A 22,830-nucleotide genomic window follows, 5' to 3' on the forward strand; every position below is an offset into this window, starting at 1 on the left:
TGGCACATTGCCTCGACACCGCAAGGAACCCTGCGATCTTCGCGGTGGGCTGGTGGGTCGGGCTACCGCTTTTCGGCGGCGGTTGTTTCGCCCGTGAGGAGGCATCAGGTGACGCACCGGGCTACCAGCGGACGGGATCGGTGCCGTACCGGTCGGTGAGGTGGCGCGCGGCGGCGGCTTCGCACAGGTTCGGTGGGAGCCGCTGTGTCCGAATTGGGCAGGTCGGCTCAGCTGCCGACGTGGCTGTCGAGTTCGCCGAGGTCGGGACGAGTGCGGCGGCAGGTGGTGCGGGGGCTGTATCGACGTGAGCGGGGCCGGCGGTGGTGGATCGTTGGTTCCGCGATCCGGGCTGCAATGCTAAAGTGCTGAAACGATCGTTTCAGTGCTTGGTTGTGCGATCGGAGCGAGGAGGACGTGATGCATCAGACCCACGTGGCCGGTGAGGGCGAGGCCGCCACTGAGGTCACCATTCGACCGCTGGGAGCGCCGGGCGATCTGGGGTGGGTGATCCAGGCCAACGGTGAGGTGTACGCCAACGAGTTCGGTTGGGACAGTGGTATCGAGGTGCTGGTGGCGCAACTGGTGGCCGAGTACGCACGCAATCACGACGAGCGTGAAGCGGCATGGATTGCCGAACTCGACGGCGCCCGCGTGGGTTGCGTGTTCTGTACCCACGGCGACGACGACGTCTCGGCGAAACTGCGTGTGCTGGTGGTCGACCCGAAGGCGCGAGGACACGCGGTCGGGCGTCGACTCGTCCATACGTGCGTCGACTTCGCTCGGCAGGCCGGATACCGCCGTATCGGCCTGTGGACCGTCGACACTCTGTCGTCGGCGCGGCGCATCTATCAGGCGGCCGGCTTCGAGCTGGACTCCGAAACGAGCAGCCGGCTCTTCGGACAGGACCTCGTCGAACAGTGCTGGTCGCGAGAACTCTAGTGAACCGAGAACAACGCGGAGATCGTGTGGCGCATGAAAGGCCCGCCGGCTCGGCGTCGGCCCGTCATATCGAGTTGCTCGATGCCGCGCACGCCTACGTCATGGCCAATGGGCTGGCAGAGCTCACCTTGCGGCCCCTGGCAGCAGCAATCGGGTCGAGTCCGCGGGTGCTGTTGTATCTCTTCGGCAGCAGGGAGGGATTGATACGCGCGATACTGGCGCGCGCCCGCCGTGACGAACTGGGCTTCCTCGACGAGATACGTCGCGACGCCGATGACGATCCAGGGGCGATCTTCCAGGTCGCCCGAACGGTGTGGTCGTGGCTCGTGGCCGAGGCACACCGGCCGATGCTCGCCCTATGGGTCGAGGCCTACGGCCGATCCTTGACCGACCCCACCGGACCGTGGAACGAATTCGCCGAGGCGACCGTGACCGACTGGCTGGACGTCCTCGCCGCGGCGCAACCGGAACACACGCGCGGCACCGCTCGTGCGCGCGATCAACGGACCAGCGTGCTCGCCGCACTGCGGGGTGCGTTGTTGGACCTGCTGGCCACCGGCGACGCGCAACGCACAACGGCCGCGGTCGATCACATCCTTACCGCGCTGCACACCGCCCAGTCCGACGATCGTTACCGATCCTGAAAACCCTGCACGGCAACGTATCGCATCGACGGTGCGGCTGGAACTTGTGGCAACTCACCCTGCCCGGGGCCGGGTTACCGCGCCACACCGTCATCCCGGTGGATCTGTTCTGCACTGAGCCCGCCGGATCACCGAACCGCACCCACGGCTCCGGTGTCGGGGTGTTCGCGAGCGATCCGGGAGCCACGTGTCCTATTCGGTGGGTGGCTGGCGCGTGCTCTCCTGTCGTAACGTCGCAGTAGAGCGTAATTCCAGGAGGTCCCTGATGGCCGCAGCGCGCATTCCATATCAGCGGGGCAGTCGTGGCTCCCGACTGACGCGAACAGCGAGATTCGGTCATGAGTGACCGGGCGCCGTTCCTGATGACCGGTGTGGGCGGCGGTCACAGCAGCATCAGCCGGCTGGTCGCGGAGCTGCTGCTGCGCAGTGGCGAGCCCGTGCGGGCGATGGTTCATCGCGACGACGGCCGCGCCGATGCCTTACGGGAGCTGGGAGCGGACATCGTCGTGGGCGATCTGACCCGACCTGGAGACGTCGCTGCGGCGCTGGCGGGCGTGACGCGGGTGTTCTTCAACATGAGCGTCTCCGCGGACTATTTGGAGGCCGCCGCTGTCGTCTGCGCGATTGCCGACGAGCGGGGCGACCTCGAGGCGTTGGTGAACATGTCGCAGATGACGGTGTCGCAGATGACGTCGACCAGCACCGCGGAGTCGCGGCACCAACGACTGCACTGGCTCGCCGAGCGCATCATGAACTGGTCCGGTCTGCCCGTCGTCCATGTCAGACCCACAGTCTTCCTGGACAACCCGCTGTTCACCGTCGTGGCGAGCCGTTCGGTCGCCGAACACGGTGTTTTGGCTTTGCCGTTCGGTACCGGCAGGACGTCGCCCGTCGCCGCCACCGACGTCGCCCGTGTCATCGCCGCCATTCTTCAGGATCCAGCAGGCCGTGTCGGGCAGGTCTACGAGCTGACCGGTCCCGCCGTCCTGGACATAGACGGACTCGCCGAGCAGTACACCCGCGGCTTGGGTCGGCCGGTAACGGGATCCGATCTGCCCTACGGCAAGTTCGTGGACATCATGGGCGCGGTGCCCGGCATCTCCTCGCACACCGTGCAACACCTTCTCACGGTCGCCGCACTGCACCGCGACGATCGCTACAACCGGCTGACCACCGACGTCGAGGACGTGACCGGCGAGCCCGCGCAGTCGGTCGAGCAGTACGTCGCCGGACACCGCGAGCTGTTCTCGAAGTCGGCTGCCTCCGGGTAGTACGGGCCAGGGTTATCGCGGTGGTGCGTCGAGCCGAGTCCATTCGTACACCCATTGCCGCATCCGGGTCCGGGTCGACACCGCGTGTACGAGTGCCGGGACGAGGACGATGCCGCCCGATCCGCGCGCCCATAACCCGCCCGCGGCGGTCACGGCCACCACCGTGTCTTCCCGGTTGCTTCGGATGGGGCCGGTGAGGTTGCCGTCGGCGCCGACGCCGATGGTGGTGGTCTGACCGGCCGTTGTGGTTCGTCTCCTTTCGGTTGTGCGACGGAATCCGCCGCGGTGCATTCCCGTCGTGCGACGTCACCGCGCATCCCTCGACCTGCGCCACGCGTTGGATGCGATCACGTCGCATACTGTGCTGATGATCGTGGAACACGCACTGCTGTCCGTGGCACCCGCGAGGGTCGAGGAGTTCGAATCTGCGTTCCGGCAGGCCGAGTCGATCATTTCGTCGATGCCCGGATTCCAGCGACTGCGGTTGTCACGCGGCCTCGAGCGACCGAACGTCTACCTCCTGCTGGTCGAGTGGGAGGAACTTGAAGACCACACCGAAGGCTTTCGTCGGTCGAGCGAGTACCAGCAATGGAAGGAGCTGCTGCACCACTTCTACGAGCCCTTCCCGCTCGTGGAGCACTACGAGCCTGTCCGCGAAGTGTGATGTTTCGACGCCTCGCCGAGGCTGGCGCAACACGCGGACACCAGCCTTGTGGTGGCGGGACTGCCGCCGTCACCGCAGGACGGGCAGACCATTGTGACGGTCTGTGCGATTTCGTCGACAGTGACGGTGAGCGGGACGGCGCACTGGCGGCACCACCGGTGTCGCGTGACGGCGTTGACGTGCGTCGGCGACGCGACGCAGTGGTGGATCCACCGTCGGTGCAGCGGGCACGTGGTCCGGTCGTCGGGGGACAAGCGCCGCGCATCCTCGGCAGCGTCTTCCCAGGCCAGTCGATCACCCAAGGTGGTCGACTGGGCCGGTACCAGCCCTGATGAGCGGTGGCGGCCCGGCGCGGGCCGGATCGCGCAGGACGTGGTCATGGGGTCACCTCGACGAGATCGAACCGGGAGTGCAATTGCGCCCAGGTGGCCCGGCGACGGCCGTCGTGGGTGCGGTACCCGCTGCCCGGCTCCGGAACCCAGGTCCGCATCAGATCGTCACGTACCGCGGGGCGGTCGGCGGGTTCGCAAGTGTGCGCCAGCGCGGCGACCAACCACACCCGGGAGGTGGTGCTGCCGGGGAATGCCGAGTGGGTATCCGCGGCAGATGGGTTCGTATTCATGGGTCGTCCTCACGTCGGTCCCGGTCGCGAATCCGTACTCGAAAATGGTTGCCCGTCAACGAGTTGCTGATTCGCGTGGGATCTTCTGTCTGACCTCATGATCCGCCGGACTGGGTGTCGCGGCCGTCTCATTTCCTGACACTGGGGGGCGGACGACTTCAGATGTCGATGCCGAATTCCTTGATCTTGCGGTAGATGGTGGCCCGGGAGATGCCGAGAGCTGTTGCTGCGGCCCGCTTGTTGCCGTGGTTCTCTTCGAGGCTGCGCACGATGGCGTCGCGTTCGAGGGCTTCGATCTGTGTGAGTGTGTGTCGGCTCAGAGCGCGGCACATCGGGGGTAGCTGCTCGACCTCGACGACACCGGAGCGCTGACGCTGGACCACCTCGTGCAGAACATGCCGGAGCTCGGTGACGTTTCCGGGCCAGCTGTACTTGCAGAGTTGGCGCATCGCCGCAGGCGAGAGCGACAAGTCCGCGCCGCGACCGAGCTGCCTCAGCAGATGCGGTACCAAACTGTGAAGATCGTCGATGCGATGACGCAGCGCGGGCATGGTGACGGTATGACTGAAGTGGGGAAGGACCAGGTTGTCGAGGTCGGTGTTGTGATCGGTTCCGCCGATGGTCGCGCCGATCCACCCTGCGTGTTCGCGTCCTTGAACGAGGTCGGCGACCGTCCGCAGCTGTGACTCGCCGAGGAGGTCGATGTCGCGCAGGATGACGCTGAATCGGTCTTGTCCGAGTTCCTGGTCGAGTGCCGGCAGACCGGCGCTGTCGCCTGCGAGTTCGGCCACCGTGAAGATCCGTGTGCGGATGGGAATATGTTCGATGGCAGCAGCTTTGAGGGCTGATCCGCGGCCGCTTCCGGCTTCGCCGGAGACGGTGACCCACTGTTGCTCGCGCGCGCAGCGGGCGATTTGCTGGCAACTACGGCGCCAGGACGCGCTGCTGCCGGTGATTCCGGGCAAGACGCGGATGCTCTCGAGAGCAGGGGATCCCGAGGTGGGGATCTCGAGCAGATGTACGTAGAACAAGGCCATCTGCCTCCGGGCCCCGGGCCCGAAGTCCTCAACCGATGACAGCCGGGCCGTCTGCCCACTGGGCAGGGCGACGATGTGTCGTTGGGTGGCGGGCGCGCCGCTCAGATCGACGGCGTGTTCCAGCAAAGCGCCCTGATCCTGGGCATCCAGCGCCACGCGTAGTTTTCGGTTGACGAGCACGACATCGTCTCCGAGCGCCAACACTCCTGTTCGGGGTGACCGCCGACAGGCCTTCAGGTAGGCGTTGAGTAACGCGGTCTGGTCTGCACTGGCCTGTGCCAGCAGGCGGCCTTCGATCTGAGCCGTGGCGGATTTGGCGAGGGTGGCCAGTAGGGGGCCCCCGTCCTCGACCCAGCCGGTGAGATCGAGTGCACCGACGAGGGCGCCGGACATCGGGTGGGTGATCGGGACACCGGCGCAAGCCAGTTGCCCGAGACAGTCGGCGTAATGCTCGGCGCCGGTCACCAGGGTGGGCTGACGGGTTTCGAGTGTGGTGCCGATGCCATTGGTGCCGGCGAATTCTTCCGAGTAGCTGTAACCGGGTATCAATTGGACGTCGTCGAGTGTGCGATTGAGTCTTCGGCTGGCGGTGATCCTGGTCAAGATCACTCCGTCGGCCGAGGTCAGGATGACGCTCACCGGTTCGTCGACCAGTCCGTCCGCGAGCTGCCGCAAGACGGGTTCGGCGGCCGCAACGAGAGGGCAGTCCAGGTTCGGCTCTCGCACGAACGGGAGGTCGAGCTGATCCGGGCGCACCTTGAGCGACTTCGATCGCTGCCACGAGTACGAGATGGGCTGGCGAACGGAACTGTCGAGGTCGTCGTCGGCGAGGAACAGCTCTCGCGCCCGCTGTAGATCCTTGCTGGTCATGCTGTGTTTACGCCCCGATTCTCCACCGCTCACGTAGTTGAGACTACGTCGTCTCGTTGTGAGACGGGTCTCAATATGAGACGGGGTGGTCGACGTCAGTGCGGGGACGGCCGCGTCGTCGGCCGGGATTCGCGGTTATCGACGTGGCCTTTCGCCGCTCGGGAAGGGGGATGATCAACTCGCTGCAGCCGCGCGGCGCACACGGCGAGAAGACGCTGCCGGAGGGTGTCGTCGAGGGGCGGGAAACGGCGCCCTGCCAAGACCTGCAGGCGTTCGAAGTACTGTGCCTCGGTCCACCCGAACGTGACGAAGATGTCTTCGGCGCTGCCGCCGCCGAACAACGCCCACCGGTTTCCGAACTCCACGACGATGTCGTCGTCCCGCTTCGACCGCACATGTGGTTTCGTGGGCGTCATATCGCGCGCCCCGAATCGAGAAGTTCGGCGGGGTCGAACGGTGCCGCGGGGCTGGTCCTGACCACGGTCATGCCTTGTCCTTCCACAGTGATGTATTTCGTCAGGTTGTGCACCGGACCGGGTTACCGGCTGATCTCCAGTTCGCCCATGCGGGACCAGTCGGTGCCGGGTAGGTCGGTATGGATGATTCGCGGTGTCTCACTCAGCGCCGGGCGCATCGCGTCCAAACCCTTCCGGAAGTGGTCGGCGGCGACGTGGTCCGAGCCGGCCTGCCCGTCCCGGAACGCCTCGATCAGCACGAATTCGGCGGGATCGTCTGCGCTGCGGTGCCATTCGAACCAGAGGTTGCCCGGCTCGGATCGGGTCGCGTCGGTGAACTCCTGGGTGACGAGCAACCAGTCGTTCCGGTACTTGTCGAGAACCTTGAACTTCACCACGATGAAAATCACAATGACTCACTTTCTTTCCGACGGATTCCTCACCGCCGGAACGGGGAGTGGGTCACCGCCTCGCAAGACCGTCGAGGCGGTGACCCACTGGCTTGCTCTAGTAGATATTCGACGGGCGAACCATGCCTTCGGCGAGATCGCCGAAGCCGGGTGCCATGATGGCACCGGGATTGCCCAGCACCTCTTCCACGACAGCGGTTTCCGTGGTGATCAGAAGTGCCGCGATCGAGGCCGCGCTTTCGAGGGCGGCGCGGGTGACCTTGAACGGATCGATCACTCCGTCGTCGAACATGTCCCCGTATTCACCGGTGAGGGCGTTGAAACCGTGCCCGAGCGGCAGACCGGCGACCACCTCGACGACGTCGTCGCCGTCGAATCCTGCGTTGATCGCGATCCAGCGCAGCGGTTCGGGGAGGGCGCGGCGCACGACGTCGCATCCGATGGCCTCGTCGCCGGCCAGGTCGAGGTCGGCCAGAGCCCGGTGTGATTGCGCCAGCGCGGTGCCACCGCCGGAGACGATGCCCGCTTCTACCGCGGCGCGGGTGGCGGCCAGGGCGTCCTCGACTCGCAACATCCGCTCCTTGAGCTCGACGCTGGTCGCGCCGCCGACGCGGATGACGGCAACCCGACCGGTGAGCCGGGCGATGCGCAGTTCGAGGCTTTCCTGGTCCGCTTCGATCTTGGCGCGCTCGTGCTGGGACTCGAGCTGGGCGATGCGGGCGTCGAGCAGGCGCTGGTCTCCGTGCCCGCCGACGATCGTGGTCTCGTTTTCGGTCACGGTGATGCGGTCACACGAACCGAGATGCTCGACACCGATTTCGGACAGTTCGATGCCGGTGTCCTTGGCGATCACGTGCCCACCCAGTGCCACCGCGAGGTCTTCGAGCTCGGCGACGCGGCGGTGCCCGAAACCGGGGGCCCGGACGACCACCGACTGCATCGTCTTGTGCATGTTGCCGCCGACGAGCAGTTGCAGGGCCGGCCCGTCGACTTCCTCGGCCAGTACCACCAGGGGCCGGTCGGCGCGCTTGGCCACCTCGATGCTCGGCATGATGTCCTGGACCTGGGTGATCTTCTTGTTGGTCAGCAGAATCAGCGGATTTGTGTGCACCGCTTCCATCCGCTCCGGGTCGGTGACCATGTAGCCGGAGATGTACCCGTGATCGAACTCGATGCCATCGACGATGTCGACCGACAGCCCGAGGGTGTCGCTCTCCTCGGTGGTGACGACCCCGGACTTGCCGACGTAGTCGACGGCCCTCGAGATGGCGTGCCCGATCACTTCGTCGTCGCTGGCGGCGAGGGTCGCGATCCGCTGCAGATCGCTCTGCCCCCCGATCTGGGAGGCCTGCTCGCGGAGGGAGTCGACGACCGCGGACACGGCCCGCTCGATGCCGCGGCGCACCCGCATGGGGTTGGCGCCGGCGTCGACGGACCGCAGACCCTCGCGGACCATCGCCTGGGCGAGCACGGTTGCCGTGGTGGTGCCGTCGCCGACCACACCATTGGTCTTCATCGCCACTTCCTTGACCAGCTGGGCACCCATGTTGGCGAAGGGTTCGCGGAGCTGGATCTCGCGGGCGATGGTCACGCCGTCGTTGGTGATCGTCGGTGGTCCGGTGAGCTTTTCGAGCACCGCGTTGCGCCCCTTGGGGCCGAGGGTCACCTTGACCGCATCGGCGAGGGCGTTGACGCCGTGTTCGAGCCGCGCTCGGGCGTCCGTGTTGTACCGCAGCTCTTTTGCCATGGCTGATGTTCCTTTCGTGCTTCGAGCGGAGGATGCGGAGTGCTACGGGACGAGAATCGCCCGGCCGCGCACCCGGCCGGCATCGAGATCGTCGAGTGCTTGCTGGAAGTCCTCGAGCCGGTATCGGGTGGTGTGCAGGGTGACCTTGCCCTGGGCGGCAAGGGTCATGAGCTCCTGGAGGTCGTTGTAGGAGCCGACGAGATTTCCGATGAAGTTGATCTCGGTGGAGATCACATCGATCGTCGGGACGTCGATGTTCTCGCCGTACCCGACGACGTAGTAATTCCCGGCGCGGCGCAGCATCGCGATCCCTTCCCGGGTCGCGCCGCCCTCGCCGACGAAGTCGACGACGGCTTCGGCGCCGTGACCGCCGGTCAGGTCGAGCACCTGCTGGATGTGGGTGCCGTCGGCGACGATGCCGTGGTCGGCGCCGATCTTCACGGCGAGTTCGACGGCCGCGGGGTTGCGGTCGAGCACGACCACGGTGACGCCGGAGATCGCCTTGAGGACCTGGATGCCGATGTGGCCGAGTCCGCCGGCCCCGATCACCACGCACACGTCTCCGGGCCGAGTCGTCTTCGCGGCCTTGGCAACGGCGTGGTAGGCCGTCAGACCTGCGTCGGCGAGGGCGGCGACGTCGGCCGGTTCGAGCGAGTCGTCGATCCGGACCACGCTGCGGGCGGTGGTGCGCAGATATTCGGCGTACCCGCCGTTGACGTCGATGCCGGGGAACGTGCTGTTCTGGCAGTGGACGTCGTCACCGAAACGGCACGCCCGGCACAGTCCGCACGTGATGAGCGGGTGCAGGATCACCTTGTCGCCGACCGTCACGTTGGTGACGGCGTCGCCCACGGCGTGGACCCAGCCGGCGTTCTCGTGGCCGATCGTGTACGGCAGCGCGACACCGGACTTCGCCTCCCACTGTCCTTCGAGGATGTGCAGGTCGGTGCGGCACACGCCCGCGCCGCCGATGCGCACGATGACATCTAGGGGGCCCTCGATGGTGGGTTCGGGAATGTCGGTGAGCTGCAGCTTGGTGTGGTATCCCACCACTTGCACGGCCTTCATCGCGGACTCCTGGTTCTGAGGTTGGTGATTCGCGGTGTGGCGCCGACGGATTCGCTGTCGGCGTAACGGGTGGCGAGCAGGCCCCGGCAGAAGTGGGCGTTGCCTTCCATCGAGATTCGCACCGACTTGGCGAAGCGCAGCCGCATCGGCACCGACTCCGGGGGGATGCGCTTGCCGTCGTCGTCGACGAACACCCGGCTGGCCGGGCAGATGCTCAACCCGATGCCGATCCGGCGACGCAGCAGCGCGGCCTTGGCCCGTCCGGGAGCGAGGTCGCTGAGGGTGAGTCGGTAGATCTCGTTCACACCCACATCGGTAGTCTTCAGATGCGCCTCGACGCACCGCTCCATCGCCGCGGCGTGCGCCTTGGACCGGAACGTTCGGCGCAATTCGTGCAGACTGTCCTCCGCCTCGGCGCCGAACGTCCCGACGTATCCGGCGTCGGCCGCGAGGCCGGCGTTGATCTTGTCGCTGTCGTGATGGTCATCGAGCAGCACCCGCACCTCGCCGATGTCCTCGACCAGGCGCAGGGCGTCGAGGGCGTCGGAGGCCATGAGGTAGGCGAAGTTCGGCGAGCAGAACGCGGTGGGCAGCCGCAGGTGCACGGTCACCCCGCCGTCGTCGAGGGTGACCGACCGGACGAAGCCGAGATCGGTGATCGGCTCGTCCAGTTCCGGGTCGGTGACCGTCGACAGGGCCATCAGGACGTCCTGGTCGGTGCAGACAACGGCGGCGGTCATGACGACACGGTTTCCCGCGCCCCGGCAGCGACCTCCACACCTTCCTGCCCGGCCGGCTCGGCCAGTCGGAGGTCCGCGGGAACGTCGATGTCGTACAGCGCCGCCGCGTTGAGGCCGAGGATCTTCTGCTTCTGCGGGGCGGTGATGGGGGCGTACTCGGTCTGCATGTCCTCGGGGATCTGGAAGTCGACGAACTTCTCGATCAGCCACTTCGGGGTCCACAGCGCGTAGTCGCTGCCGAACAGGATCTTGTCCTCTCCGATCCAGTAGAGCAGCTCGCCGATGATCTGGGCGAAGTAGCGGGGCCGGGTGTGGATGAACGGCAGGGCCACCGCCAGGCCGCCGTACACGTTCGACTCCTGGGTGGCGATCCAGCAGAAGTCCTCGAGCCGCGGCAACCCCACGTGCTCGACGACGAATCGCAGGTCCAGGTAGTCGGTGGCGACCTTGTCGACGTCGGAGACGTCGAAGGCGTCGCGGTCGAGGGGGCGGATCGTCGGACCCTTGTGGACGTGAATGTTCCTGATCCCCAGCGTGATACACTCTTCGAGGTAGCGCCGCGACCACTTGTCGTCGAGTTTGTAACCGCGGGAGTCGCCGTGCCATTCGGCGGTGTAGAGCTTGACGCCCTGCAGGTTCATCCGGTCGGCATCCTTGCGGAGCTGTTCGAGCCCGGCCTCCTCGTGGCGGGGATCGTAGGCGTGGTTGTAGGTCAGTTTGCCGGGGTGCTTGGCGACCAGGGCGAGTGCTTCGTCGGTTCGCCCGAATCCGTTGTGGTAGAAGTCGCTGAGCAAGGTGGCCTGGAAGATCGCGTGGTCGACGTATCCCTCCACGAAGATGTCACGCTCGAAGCGTTCGCTGCCGTAGTACGTGTAGGTGTCGTAGTCCCACACGACCTCTTCGGGGCTGAGATTCTTGTGATAGTCGTAGAAGCAATCGATGAACTGCTTGCCGTGCACGTTCTTCTGGTTCGACTCGCGGGCGTCCCAGACGTGTACGTGGCCGTCCACGATGAAATACTTCTCGCCGTTCTTCTCATACATGTTGGATGCTCCGGTTTCAATCGATGGGTAAAAATCGGGCCACGGCTCGCCGCAGCTGCGTAATTCACCGGCTGATGGTGACTTTGAGTGCGTCGTGGGTGTCTGCATGTGCAAAGACGTCGTACGCGTCCATCATTTGCTCGAGCCCGAACGAGTGAGTGCTGAACGTCCCGACGTCGATCTTCTCGTGGGCCACCAGATCCAGGAGGGTAGGAATGGTGGTGCCGTTGACAAGTCCGGTGGTGATCGTGATGTTGTCGATCCACAGATCTTCGAGGTGTAGATCGACAGGTTTGCCGTGCACACCGACGTTGGCGATGTTCCCTCCGGGACGTACCAGGGCAGTGCACAATTCGAAGGTTTCCGGGATCCCGACTGCCTCGATCACCACGTTCGCGCCTAGACCGTGAGTGAGTTCGAGGACGCGGGCCCGGACGTCCACCGTGCCACTGTTGATGGTCTCGTCCGCACCGAAGCCGAGTGAACGCTGGAGCCGAGCTTCGGAAAGATCGACAGCAATGACGGTCGCGGCGCCGTAGAGCCCTGCCGTGCGCATCGACGCCAGCCCGACCGGGCCCGCACCCACTACCACGACGGTGTCGCCAGGTTGCACTCGAGCGTACTGCACCCCGATCTCGAAACCGGTGGGCAGAATGTCGGCAAGGAAGATTGCCTGCTCGTTCGTGACGGCCTCGGGCAACACGTGCACGCTCGTCTCGGCGAAGGGCACGCGCACGTACTCTGCCTGCGTACCGTCGATCAGGTGTCCGAAGATCCACCCGATGCCACCGACGGAGGCGCAATGGGAGGGCATGGCGCATTTGCAAGGCCCGCACTTGCCGCAGGAGGTTATCGCCGGCACAAGCACCCGATCTCCCACTGCGAGTGACGTAACGGCCGACCCGACTTCGGTGATGACGCCGACTGCCTCGTGCCCGAGCACGCGACCGGCGGTAACAGCGGGCACATCACCTTTGAGGATGTGCAGATCGGTCCCGCAGATCGTCGTCGTATCGACACGCACTACTACATCGGTGGGGTCGACCAGGTGTGCGTCGGGTACATCGGTCCACGACATCGAGCCGGGGCCCTGGAACACAAGTGCTTTCACATCGATCTCATTCTCTGAAGGGTTGACGACGCACCCGCCGAAACCTGGGATGCCTCTCAGTCCACCGGCGCCGCCCACCAAGTCCGGTCGGGCGGCGCCGGCACGGTGCAATGTCGGTTCGTATCTACTGTGCTGTGAGGTCGAATCCGATGTACTCGGCGGCGTCCTCGGGGCTGGCGAACAGCAGGGTCTTCTCGTCGAGGTGGACCATGCGCCCGTAGTGGGTGGAGCTGATCTCCTCGAAGATGGAGCCGTCGAACTCCTGGCCGAGGGCGTCGGTGAGTTCCTCGTAGTCGAAGTCGAGCACCTTCTGGCCGTCGACGCGGATCATCGACGGGTACTCGGTCAGCTCGACACCGTCCTTGGCGCCCATCACTTCCGCGACGACACGGCCGATGGGGGTGTTCATCAAGGTGACGCCACACATGTTGGAGAACTCGGTGGACGATCCGAATTGCATGCTCACTTGTCCAACTCCTTGGGGATGTCGAGCCCGAGGTCCTCGAGCAGGGAACGGAACTTGTCGGTGGCGGCGTCGAAACTGGTGGCGAAGGTGATCGCCTTGTCGGCCGGCTGCGACCAGATCGGCTGCAGCGCCCGGGCGGCGTCGAGGCACCGTGGCACCCAGATCGAGAGCCAGGCGCCGAACAGCTCCTTGTTCGTCTCCCCGTGCTCGGGGTCTCGGGTGAGCAACCGGAACAGGTTGCGGGTGTAGGCGAGGTCGCGGTCGTAGTCGTGTTCGCCGGTGCCGACGATGGTGGGGGTGATGTAGTCACCGTTACCGGCGGCGATCTGCATGACCAATTCGCTGCGGAACAGGGTGCCGACCAGCTGCTCGAAGACGATGTTCGAGGCGAACAGCAGCTCACACCAGTCCGGAACCGCGGTGAGCCGCTCGACGACCTCGCGGGTGGGCTGCCACTCGGGTGCGGACTGCCAGACCTCCTTGTGGGCGGTGCCGTCGAAGTCCTCGGTGGCCTCGGACAGGTCCAGGTTGAACAGGGCCAGGTCCTGGGCGAAGCGCATCTTGTGGGCGGCGTTCACCGCGACGGCGGTGTTGATCATGTTCGTCGGGCAGGACCGCTGGATCGAGGTGAACACGTGCAGCGCCAACCCGTTCTCGGCGTGCATCCAGGCCCCCAGGTTGCGGGAGATGAACGTCAGCCACGGGGTGTTCCAGGCGTCGTAAACTCGGGCACGCTTGGCGTTGGACAGGCACAACTCGACCTGATGGACCACCTTGGAGTTGTTGCGGAAGATGGTCTGGTCCCACTCCTCGTTCGGGTCGAGGAAGGCGTGCCAATTCGACGACTTCGCGGCCGTCCACTCCTGTGGGTAACCGCCGGGTCCGTCACCGAAGCCGTAGATCCAGCCCTGCGAGAGGTGACGGTCGGGGTCGGGCTGCACGTCGACGGTCACGTCCTCGTACATCGTCGACCGCTTCTTGGCCGGCGTGTAGTAGCTGAACGAGCGGCTGCGGGAGCTGGGGAACTCCAGCGCACCGGCTTCGGAGTCGGTGAACTCGATCTTCGGAAAGCTGCGTTGCTTGGACTCGGAGGTTGCGGTCATCTCGTTTCTCAGTTCTGTCGGTGAAGCAGGAAAGTGGTTTCCCAGGACGTCTATTCGAAGGCGGGGCTGGTGAACTTGTCGTAGAAGATCTGGTCGTGCGGGGTGCCCTTCGCCTCGAGCAGTGCCAGGGCGGCGTCGACCATCGGCGGCGGCCCGCACAGGTACACCTCGGCCCGCCCGAGCTCGGGTTCGCTGCAGCTGACGACGTCGGTGACATTGCCGTCCTCGACGGTGATCGCACCCACCGGCGGCGGGTCCATCGATTCGGACAGGCAGGCCACGAAACTGAAATCCTTCAGTCCCTGTCCGAGTTCGAGGATCTCGTCGAGGTAGAACAGGTCCTGCGGGGTGCGGGCACCGTAGTAGAAGTGCACCTGCCGGGTGTTGCCCGTCTCGCTCATGTGCCGCAGCAACGACAGCAGCGGAGCCATCCCCGCGCCGCCGCCGATGAAGACCATCGGCAGAACGTGGCCTTCCTTGATGGTGAACGACCCGTACGGACCGGTCAGGGCGATCTCGTCACCCACCGAGATCCCGTCCTCGAGCAGGCCGGCGAACTTGCCGCCGGGGTACTTCTTGATGAGGAATTCGACGTGCCCCGGCGTCGATTGGGTTGTCGCCATGGAGAAGGACCGATGCTCGTCGGTGCCCGGGATGTGCAGGTCGGAGTATTGACCGGGTTTGAATTCGTACCCCGCGGGTTCGACGGGCGCCAGTCGCAGCGACACGATGTCCTTGGTCATCGACTCGATCCCGGTCACCTGGGTGCGCACATCCTGGATGGGGACACCGCCCAGGAGTTCGTCCTCGTCGAAATTGAGCAGTTCGATCGTGCAGTCGCTGTATGCGGTTGAGCGGCACAGCAGCACGTGCCCCTCGTCGACCTCGGCGTCGTTGCACGCAAATGTCGAGTAGTCCTCCATCTGGATATCGCCGTCGAGGACAAAGGATTTGCAGGCCGAGCAGCGTCCCTCGCGGCAGCCGTGCATCAGGTGGATGCCTTGCCGGAACGCGGCATCGAGGATGTACTCGTCTTCGCCGACTTCCATCTCGATGTCGACGGGCTCGAAGTTGATACGGTGCTTGTCGGCCACGGGGTCTCTCCTGGACTCGTGAAGTGAATGGTGAAGCGGTGGGTGGCGCCGGAGTGGCCGCGGCGCCACCCACCGGGCCTTGAATCAGGCCGGAACCGTGCCGCCGGCGCGGTACGCGGCGATGTGCGCGTTGCGTTCGGCGTCGGACATCTGGTTCAGCAGCACGTTCGGACTCTGGAAGGTGTTGCCTCGTACGTCGTCCAGAGTCCACATCTTCTTCGGGTCGTCCAGATGGAGGTGCGGCTGACCGATGAGGGTCTTACCGTCGTCGCGCACATAACCGAGGTCCTGCACGATGTCAGCGAGATCCTTTCCGTGATGGAGGGTCTCCCACTCCCGGAATCCGGTGAGACGCCCCATATTCGGGGTTTCCCGGCCCTCGTACTCGCTGCGGAACGCGACCGCGTCGGTCCAGTAGCAAGTCTCCGAGCAGTAGGTCCGCCACTGGTCGTCGACCTTCTCCACGACCATGTCCTCGCGGATCAGGGCCGGCACCATGCAGGTCCAGCACCGGTGCGGGTACTGGTACCCGACCTCCTCGAACGCGATCGGCTTGTTACGGCCGGGGTAGGCGAGGCGGTTGTACTCCTCCCACCACTTGCCGTACTTCGAGTACCAGCCGGGGTACTTGTGCTCGAACCATTCGAAGTCCTTGTCGGTCATCGTGTCGATCCGCCAGTAGTTCACCGGCCAGCCGGTGGCGAAGAACCGGGCCACCTCGTGGACGTAGCCCTTCTCGGTGATCCGCTTCCACGACTCCTCGACCAGGTCGTGCGGGATCGTCAGGCCGTACTTCTCGAGCGGGATGAGGTAGCTGCGGTAGTAGTCGTCGTAGATCCACCGCCGCCACATCTCGGCGTAACTTTCGCGGTCCTTGCGGCGGTCCTTCGTGCCGTACTCGATGAAGGTGCCGATCGCTGCGTCGACGACACAGTGGTTGTTCCACCATGCGTACCGCAGATCCCGTTCGAGCAGAGGCCGGTTGCGCTCGTCGGCGAGCGCCATCAGCAGGATCGAATAGCCGTTGGAGATGTGCCGGGACTCGTCGGATTGCACCGAGTGGAACACCGTCGGCAGCAGGTAGTCACCGTTGGCGGCGGCCTCGTCGGGCATCGCGACGAACAGGGTGTTGGTGAACGCGGTCTCGGCGACCACGGTCAGGTAGATGTTCGCGGCGGTGATTGCGTCACCGGTGATGAACCCTTCGCCGAACTGCCGGCCGATGGTGCCCGCGTAGTTGTTCGAGAACGCCTTCTCGGTGATGTCGAACCCGGCGGGATCGATGTAGTTGTTCATGTACAGCTTCTTGAGGTTCATCTGGATCGTCGAGTGACGAACCTCGTCGATCATCTGCACCGCCAGCCCGTTGTGGATTTCCGGGTTGGGGACGGCGTCGATGGCCATCGGCATCGCTCGGGCCGCCGAGATCTCCGGGAACGGAATGATCGACAGGAACAGCTTCTGCCATTCGAGCCACCGCTGCTGCACCTGGCGGAACATGTTGCCGCGGATGGCACCGTCCATGGCGCCGTACACGCGGTTGTCCTTCTCTTCCTCCATCGGGAAGTAGGACCGCATGATCTGCTTGAGAGGGTCCTTCTTCGGAGCCTTCTCGAAGGTGTAGTCGGTGCCGAACCGGGTGGCCGGGGTGGCGAATGTCGGATCCCATGACAGTTCGGTGATCTTCGCGTGGGCCTTTGTCAGGCTTTGCCTACTCAATGTGCGCCTCCTGGATCGTGAGCCGGCCGGGTGCCGGCTGTGGGGGGACGTTGTGGGAATTGATTGAACCCCGTGATCCAGCTCTCATTCGTCTCAGTGTGAGACGCAAGTCACTTCCGAGTGGGCGGTGGCTGCCTACACTTGCCCCGCGCCGCGGCAGACCCTCACACCCTCTATCAGCCGACACAGGAGACCAGAGCGAGTGACCCCACAGCCCTCCAGCACGTCGCACCACCGCACGACGCCGAATTCGAACCCGGACTCCGAGTTGGCTCCGGCCTCGAGTTCGCCTACGGGATCGGACCACCTTCGTCCGAGCACTTGGCTTCGGGTGTCCTGGTCGCGATCTCGGCAGGCGTTGGGCGACGACGACCGGCCCAACGCTGCATACGTCGAGCGCTCGACCACCGATACGGTGCTCGAGCGAGCCGCCCGATCCGTGCTGCCCGCATTGGCGGCCGACATCGAAAACGAGCCGGTATCAATGATTCTCACCGACTCGAACGGCATCGTGCTCTCCCGCACCGCCGGCGACAGCACCTTGCTCACCGCACTCGACCGAGTCGACCTCGCCCCGGGCTTTCGCTACGCGGAAACCCAGGTCGGCACCAACGGAATCGGCACCGCGCTCGAGGTCGGCCGACCCCTCCTGGTGGACGGAGACCAGCACTTCAGCGGCCCGCTCCGGTCCTTCTCCTGCGCGGGGGCTCCGGTGACGCACCCCATCACCGGAGCGATCCTCGGGGTCGTGGACCTGACCACCGCCTCGCAGAATTCCAACACCCTGTTGCTGTCCTTCGCCACACTCGCCGCGGCCCGCCTCCGTGAGCGCATGCTGGACGACGCAACCGAACCGGACCGGGCGATCTTCAGTGCCTACCGGTCCGCATGCCGACGTTCCAGCCGACCCGTCGTCGCCGTCGGTGACGAGGTCGTGATGATGAACTCGCTGACGCGGCAACAATTCGACTCACCAGACCAGATGGCGATTCTCGAACGCACCCGAGACATCGGCGGCGAAACGAAACCGATCACGATCCTCACCGACCTGCCCAGCGGAACGGTCGTACGCCTGAGTTACGAGCCGACATTCACCGGTGGCCGGCTGGCCGGAGGAATCGTCCGGATCACGAAACAGGTTGCTTCGCCCAGTTTTTCCATCCCGAAGGTGAGCGCGTCCACCCCGCCCTCGATCGCCGGTACCAGCCCGCTCTGGCGGCATACGGTCCATTCGGTTGTCGAGGCCTGCCGGCGACAGGACTGGCTCGTCGTCGACGGAGAACCAGGAGTGGGCAAGACAGCCCTGATCCGAGCGGCGCACCAACTCGTCCCGAACCGAAGACTTGCCGTACTCGATGCCGGCGAGCTCGGCGGCGACGACCTCCTCACCCGGGCCTCCGTCGAACTCGGCAGCGGATCCGACCTGGCAATACTGCACGCACACGCCATGAGCGAGGCTCATCTCGCCGCACTCGCGGACCTACTGCAGGGCCCCCACGCGCAGGAGCCACCTCTCAGACCGTGGGTGGCGCTTACCCGGTATCCCCAGGACTCGACCGACACCAGTTCACTGCTGCGCATGTTCCCCAAATCGGTCACGGTGCCACCCCTGCGGCACCACCTGGACGATATTCCCGATCTTGTGCGCAGCCTGCTCGACACCCTGGGGGCCACCGGCCTCACCCTGGCTCCGGCCGCCTCGAATCAGCTCGCGCGTCTGGCGTGGCGCGGAAATGTCACCCAGCTGAAGAAGGTTCTCGAGGACACCTACCGGCGGCAACGGTCCGGCATCGTCGAACTCGACACCCTGCCTCCCGCATGCCGTTCCACTACACGCCGAACGTTGACCAGGATGCAGGCGCTCGAGCGGGACGCGATCGTGGACGCGCTCGCGCTTCATGCCGGCGACAAGACGGCCGCCGCCACCGCCATCGGCATGTCCCGAGCGACGATCTACCGCAAGATCCGCGAATTCGGAATCGTGCCCTGAACGACCCGGACCCCGGGAATGTCAAATTGAGACACCGCTGCGCTCTGCCCTGAGGGATGCTCTCGCCGAACCACATTCACCCGCCCAGCCTCGGGTGTCAGACAGGAGAAATCGATGACCAACCCGAACGGACTCACCACAGTCGCCGGTGCACCGGTGCCCGACAACCAGAACAGCCTCACCGCCGGCGCACGCGGTCCGATGCTCCTGCAAGATGTCTGGCTTCTCGAGAAGCTCGCGCATTTCGACCGCGAAGTCATCCCCGAACGCCGCATGCACGCCAAAGGCTCGGCCGCGTTCGGCACCTTCCGCGTCACCCACGACATCACCGCACACACCAACGCCGCCGTATTCTCGGAGATCGGTAAGCGGACCGAAATCTTCCTGCGTTTCTCCACCGTGGCCGGCGAGCGCGGCGCAGCCGACGCCGAACGCGACATCCGCGGATTCGCCGTCCGCTTCTACACCGAGCACGGCAACTGGGACGTCGTCGGCAACAACACCCCCGTCTTCTTCTTCCGTGACCCCCTCAAATTCCCCGACCTCAACCACGCGGTCAAGCGCGACCCGAAGACCAACCTCCGCTCTGCGGAAAACAACTGGGACTTCTGGACTAATCTCCCGGAGGCGCTGCACCAGATCACCATCGTGATGTCCGACCGTGGCATCCCCGACGGCTACCGGCACATGCACGGATTCGGGTCACACACCTTCTCGTTCGTCAACGACGCCGGAGACCGCTCCTGGGTGAAATTCCACTTCCGCACCCAGCAGGGCATCAAGAACCTCACCGACGAAGAAGCCGCCGCCGTCGTCGCCGGCGACCGCGAGTCGGCGCAACGCGACCTCTTCGACGCGATCGAGGACGGCAACTTCCCGAAGTGGACCCTTTTCGTGCAGATCATGCCGGAAGCCGACGCCCAGACCTACCACTACCATCCGTTCGACCTCACCAAGGTGTGGTCCAAGAAGGACTACCCCCTCATCGAGGTCGGGGAACTCGAACTCGACCGGAACCCGGAGAACTACCACGCCGACGTCGAGCAGGCCGCCTTCTCCCCGGCGAACGTCGTCCCCGGCATCGGATTCTCACCGGACCGCATGCTGCAGGGCCGGCTGTTCTCCTACGGCGACGCCGCCCGCTACCGGCTCGGCGTCAACCACCACCAGATCCCGGTCAACAGCCCCAGGGGCGCAACCCACGTCAATTCCTTCCACCGCGACGGTGCCATGCGCGTTGACGGGAACCAGGGCAGCATCCCGAGCATCGAACCCAACTCCCACGGCCGATTCGCGGACCAGCACAGCTACGCCGAACCGCCACTCGAAGTCGGCGTGGTCGCCGACCGGTTCGACTACCGAGCAGACGACGACAACTACTTCGAACAGCCCGGGAACCTCTTCCGCAGCATGAGCGCCGAGCAGCAGACCGTGCTGTTCGAGAACACCGCCCGTGCCATCACCGGAGCGTCGGCCGCCGTCATCGAGCGCCACATCGCCAACTGCACGCAAGCAGACCCCGCCTACGGCGAAGGCGTGCGAAAGGCTTGTGAAGCCCTCGGCACCTTGTAAGTCGCGGCATCCCGGCCCGCGGTCTGCGCGCATCGCCGCCAGATCACGGGTGGGGCCCGCACCGACCAACCAGTCGACCCCCGTCGTCGCGGCTATCGGACCGCGTTCGGCACCGCACCCTCACCGGAGACCGGGCCGCGTCCGTCAGCGGGTCCCCGCGGCACCGTGAAGGTGGCTGTCACGCACAGAATCGCAATCGCGAAGCAGGCGAGGGTATACCAGAGATTTCCGATGGGATCGCCATTGCTCGTGACGCCGTCGACAGCGCCGAAGTAGCTGGGCAACGCGGTCACCCACAGAACGCCCATCACGCCGAGATAGACCACGCTGTAGACACGGACGAAGTCGTTGGAGTAAATGGGAACGTCGGACGTCCCCCGGCGCAGCCGCGACCACTGCCGGACCAGGATCGGGATCGCGACGAGCACGACGACGACCAGTTCGATCGCGTACAGAATTCCCCGGACCGTGGTGCTCTCCATTCCGAGGACCGTCGCCGGGATCGGGAGGATGAACGTGCCCGCCGACGCCAGGAGACCGATCACGATCGTGCGCCACACCAGTTCGAGTCCGGTGAAGTCCCGACCCCGGTCGGCGTAGCGACCCACGAAGAACTGAACGCACAGGGCCAGCGACATCGGCCACAGGGCCGCGAATACCACCACGCTGGGCAGTGGGACCGAGTCGAACATGGGCTGGTTGACCGGGTTGGTCGTCGACCATTCCCACCACCTCAGCTGCGGTCCGAGCTGGTCGAAGATCTCGTAGAACGCGTGGTGCACGAAGCCGACACAGACCGCGCCGGCGAGTACGCCGTACTTCCGGAAGACGCCGAGCATCCGGACGAGCTCGAAGGCCAGCGTCGCCATCAGCGGATAGATCGCGATGATGTACAGCGGCAGTCGGCCCCACAGGAAGTCCACGGTGAACACGTTGTGCGCGAACATCGTGTCCACGTGCTCTTCGATTCCGAAGGCCGCCGGAAAGTACAGCGGCGGCTCGATGACGAACAGGTACGCCGTGGCCCCGAACCAGAGCACCATCGTGGTCGGGTCGCCGTTGCGGCGCCAGCGCAGGATCGCGAAAACGAGCGCGAGCACCGACCCGACCACGATGGTGAGCTCGAGAACCGGCAGGGTCCAGTTCTCCAGTGCCAACGGGTTACGGACCTCGACGAGCCCGCCGGCCTCGGCGCAGGAGAAGCCGAGCGCTGTCGAGAGTTGATCGAAGGTGGGGGAGCAGAGATCGGCCATCAGTTGACCACCGCCGGGACGGGATCGGTGCGGCGTTCGCGCGATTCTGCGGTGTACCAGCGGGTGCAGTCGTAGCCTGCGTCGTAACGGGTGAACCACTTGTCGGCAAGCGTGGGCAGCTTTTCGTGGGTGGGGTCGTGGTTCGGCATCTGACTACGGACGATGCCGGCGAGGGCGGTGAGCTGTTCACCGCGCGGGAGGTCGTCGAACGCACGAGGCATGACGCCTTTGCTCAGGTAGGGCGCGAACGAGGTGAGCACTTTCTGCTTCGTGCGGTGCGTGGCGAACATCGACATCGAATCGACCTTCCGCTCCTTGATCGGCACATGCTGGTTGAAGCCGGCGCAGGCGATCCGCATCACCTTCATCACATGTGTGAAGATCGACGGTGCCATCCGCATCCGGTACAGCTCCTCCCCGACAAGGGAATTGAAGATGATCATTGCTGAACTCCGGTGTTCGACCTCCTCGACGAAGTGCCAGATGAACAGGGACGCAACCCGGTCGTCTCCCGGGCGGAAGAGGGTCGCGTCGTTGTCGAGCATCAGTTTGAACACCGGCGTGAAGGTCGCTTCCAGATCCGCGGTGTAGGCGAGTCGGTAGTTCAGAGTGGTCGCCTCGGTGAGCAGGTCGTATTCGCCGATCACGGCGTCGAGGGTGTTCTGGAGCCCCGGGTATCGCTTGATCAACGCTTTGACGTGCTGGCGATGCGCGGTCGAGTGGTGGCCCTCCTGACGCATGAACGCCATGGCCTCTTCTGCGACCTCGGGATCGGTCATCCGTGTTTTGGCCTGCATGATCGCCTTGACGATCATCTTCTCGAAGCCGACGGCCAGGAACGAGATCGCGTTCGACATGCTCGACCAGGCCGGGTTGTCGGGGTTCCACAGGAACGGGACGTCCTGCTCGTCGAACGCGAAATCCATCTTTCGGGGGTGCAGGTCGGTCATGTGGGATACCTCGTCTCGTGCGGCATGAGTGGGCTGCAGCCTCTGGGTAGGTAGAGACCCGA

At 65.1% G+C, this 22,830-nt stretch carries 21 protein-coding genes; 6 read left to right on the forward strand and 15 right to left on the reverse strand.

Features of this window, described 5'->3' with window-relative positions; genetic code table 11:
* Nucleotides 1–417 precede the first annotated feature (417 nt).
* The 4 genes from WKC72_RS21340 (at nt 418) to WKC72_RS21355 (ending at nt 3,518) form a co-directional block, all read left to right on the forward strand.
* Nucleotides 418–939 (forward strand): GNAT family N-acetyltransferase, encoded by a 522-nt coding sequence (locus WKC72_RS21340; protein ID WP_370178990.1) that lies wholly within the window; start codon nt 418–420, stop codon nt 937–939.
* 26 nt (nt 940–965) lie between these two features.
* Complete coding sequence (locus tag WKC72_RS21345; RefSeq protein WP_370178992.1) at nt 966–1,583, forward strand: TetR family transcriptional regulator; 618 nt, start codon at nt 966–968, stop codon at nt 1,581–1,583.
* A gap of 338 nt (nt 1,584–1,921) precedes the next feature.
* Nucleotides 1,922–2,854: an NAD(P)H-binding protein gene (locus tag WKC72_RS21350; RefSeq protein WP_370178994.1), complete on the forward strand. Its 933-nt coding sequence runs from the start codon at nt 1,922–1,924 to the stop codon at nt 2,852–2,854.
* A 367-nt stretch (nt 2,855–3,221) separates the two neighbouring features.
* Nucleotides 3,222–3,518: an antibiotic biosynthesis monooxygenase gene (locus WKC72_RS21355; protein ID WP_370178996.1), complete on the forward strand. Its 297-nt coding sequence runs from the start codon at nt 3,222–3,224 to the stop codon at nt 3,516–3,518.
* 376 nt (nt 3,519–3,894) lie between these two features.
* Here WKC72_RS21355 and WKC72_RS21360 read toward each other — a convergent pair whose 3' ends face one another.
* The 13 genes from WKC72_RS21360 to WKC72_RS21420 form a co-directional block, all read right to left on the reverse strand.
* Nucleotides 3,895–4,140: a hypothetical protein gene (locus WKC72_RS21360; RefSeq protein WP_037231908.1), complete on the reverse strand. Its 246-nt coding sequence runs from the start codon at nt 4,138–4,140 to the stop codon at nt 3,895–3,897.
* Between the two features lie 158 nt (nt 4,141–4,298).
* The gene (locus WKC72_RS21365) at nt 4,299–6,047 is read right to left on the reverse strand and encodes a sigma-54-dependent Fis family transcriptional regulator (RefSeq protein ID WP_370178999.1); all 1,749 of its coding nucleotides are present in this window, start codon (nt 6,045–6,047) and stop codon (nt 4,299–4,301) included.
* A 95-nt stretch (nt 6,048–6,142) separates the two neighbouring features.
* Nucleotides 6,143–6,463 (reverse strand): hypothetical protein, encoded by a 321-nt coding sequence (locus WKC72_RS21370; RefSeq protein ID WP_268790420.1) that lies wholly within the window; start codon nt 6,461–6,463, stop codon nt 6,143–6,145.
* 122 nt (nt 6,464–6,585) lie between these two features.
* Nucleotides 6,586–6,912, reverse strand: coding sequence for a putative quinol monooxygenase (locus WKC72_RS21375; protein ID WP_037231914.1), 327 nt, complete (start codon nt 6,910–6,912; stop codon nt 6,586–6,588).
* A 97-nt stretch (nt 6,913–7,009) separates the two neighbouring features.
* Nucleotides 7,010–8,659, reverse strand: a complete 1,650-nt coding sequence (groL, locus tag WKC72_RS21380; RefSeq protein WP_370179003.1) for a chaperonin GroEL — start codon at nt 8,657–8,659, stop codon at nt 7,010–7,012.
* A 42-nt stretch (nt 8,660–8,701) separates the two neighbouring features.
* A complete protein-coding gene (locus WKC72_RS21385; RefSeq protein ID WP_037231917.1) occupies nt 8,702–9,727 on the reverse strand; it encodes an NAD(P)-dependent alcohol dehydrogenase in 1,026 nt (341 codons plus the stop codon).
* Entirely contained in the window at nt 9,724–10,467 is a 744-nt protein-coding gene (locus WKC72_RS21390; RefSeq protein WP_370179005.1) for an iron-sulfur cluster assembly protein, read from the reverse strand. The genes WKC72_RS21385 and WKC72_RS21390 overlap by 4 nt, the downstream gene beginning before the upstream one ends.
* A complete protein-coding gene (locus WKC72_RS21395) occupies nt 10,464–11,510 on the reverse strand; it encodes an amidohydrolase family protein (protein WP_128638445.1) in 1,047 nt (348 codons plus the stop codon). Before WKC72_RS21395 ends, WKC72_RS21390 begins: the two co-directional genes overlap by 4 nt.
* 64 nt (nt 11,511–11,574) lie before the next feature.
* Nucleotides 11,575–12,621 (reverse strand): alcohol dehydrogenase catalytic domain-containing protein, encoded by a 1,047-nt coding sequence (locus WKC72_RS21400; RefSeq protein ID WP_370179008.1) that lies wholly within the window; start codon nt 12,619–12,621, stop codon nt 11,575–11,577.
* A 124-nt stretch (nt 12,622–12,745) separates the two neighbouring features.
* Entirely contained in the window at nt 12,746–13,087 is a 342-nt protein-coding gene (gene mimD / locus WKC72_RS21405) for a propane 2-monooxygenase effector subunit MimD (protein WP_037231923.1), read from the reverse strand.
* Nucleotides 13,084–14,190, reverse strand: coding sequence for an aromatic/alkene monooxygenase hydroxylase subunit beta (locus tag WKC72_RS21410; RefSeq protein WP_037231925.1), 1,107 nt, complete (start codon nt 14,188–14,190; stop codon nt 13,084–13,086). Before WKC72_RS21410 ends, mimD begins: the two co-directional genes overlap by 4 nt.
* A gap of 50 nt (nt 14,191–14,240) precedes the next feature.
* Nucleotides 14,241–15,284: an FAD-binding oxidoreductase gene (locus WKC72_RS21415; protein ID WP_112298353.1), complete on the reverse strand. Its 1,044-nt coding sequence runs from the start codon at nt 15,282–15,284 to the stop codon at nt 14,241–14,243.
* Between the two features lie 84 nt (nt 15,285–15,368).
* Entirely contained in the window at nt 15,369–17,003 is a 1,635-nt protein-coding gene (locus WKC72_RS21420) for a methane monooxygenase (RefSeq protein WP_037231929.1), read from the reverse strand.
* A gap of 358 nt (nt 17,004–17,361) precedes the next feature.
* Here WKC72_RS21420 and WKC72_RS21425 point away from each other — a divergent pair, with 358 nt between their 5' ends.
* Entirely contained in the window at nt 17,362–18,993 is a 1,632-nt protein-coding gene (locus WKC72_RS21425; protein WP_370179012.1) for a sigma-54-dependent Fis family transcriptional regulator, read from the forward strand.
* Between the two features lie 114 nt (nt 18,994–19,107).
* On the forward strand, nt 19,108–20,565 hold the full coding sequence (locus WKC72_RS21430) for a catalase (RefSeq protein WP_370179014.1): 1,458 nt from the start codon (nt 19,108–19,110) through the stop codon (nt 20,563–20,565).
* 92 nt (nt 20,566–20,657) lie between these two features.
* Here WKC72_RS21430 and WKC72_RS21435 read toward each other — a convergent pair whose 3' ends face one another.
* On the reverse strand, nt 20,658–21,818 hold the full coding sequence (locus tag WKC72_RS21435; protein WP_370179016.1) for a hypothetical protein: 1,161 nt from the start codon (nt 21,816–21,818) through the stop codon (nt 20,658–20,660).
* Nucleotides 21,818–22,768, reverse strand: a complete 951-nt coding sequence (locus WKC72_RS21440; RefSeq protein ID WP_370179018.1) for a metal-dependent hydrolase — start codon at nt 22,766–22,768, stop codon at nt 21,818–21,820. Before WKC72_RS21440 ends, WKC72_RS21435 begins: the two co-directional genes overlap by 1 nt.
* Between the last annotated feature and the right edge of the window lie 62 nt (nt 22,769–22,830).

Source organism: Rhodococcus wratislaviensis, assembly GCF_041228765.1.
Taxonomy (GTDB): Bacteria; Actinomycetota; Actinomycetes; order Mycobacteriales; family Mycobacteriaceae; genus Rhodococcus_F; species Rhodococcus_F wratislaviensis.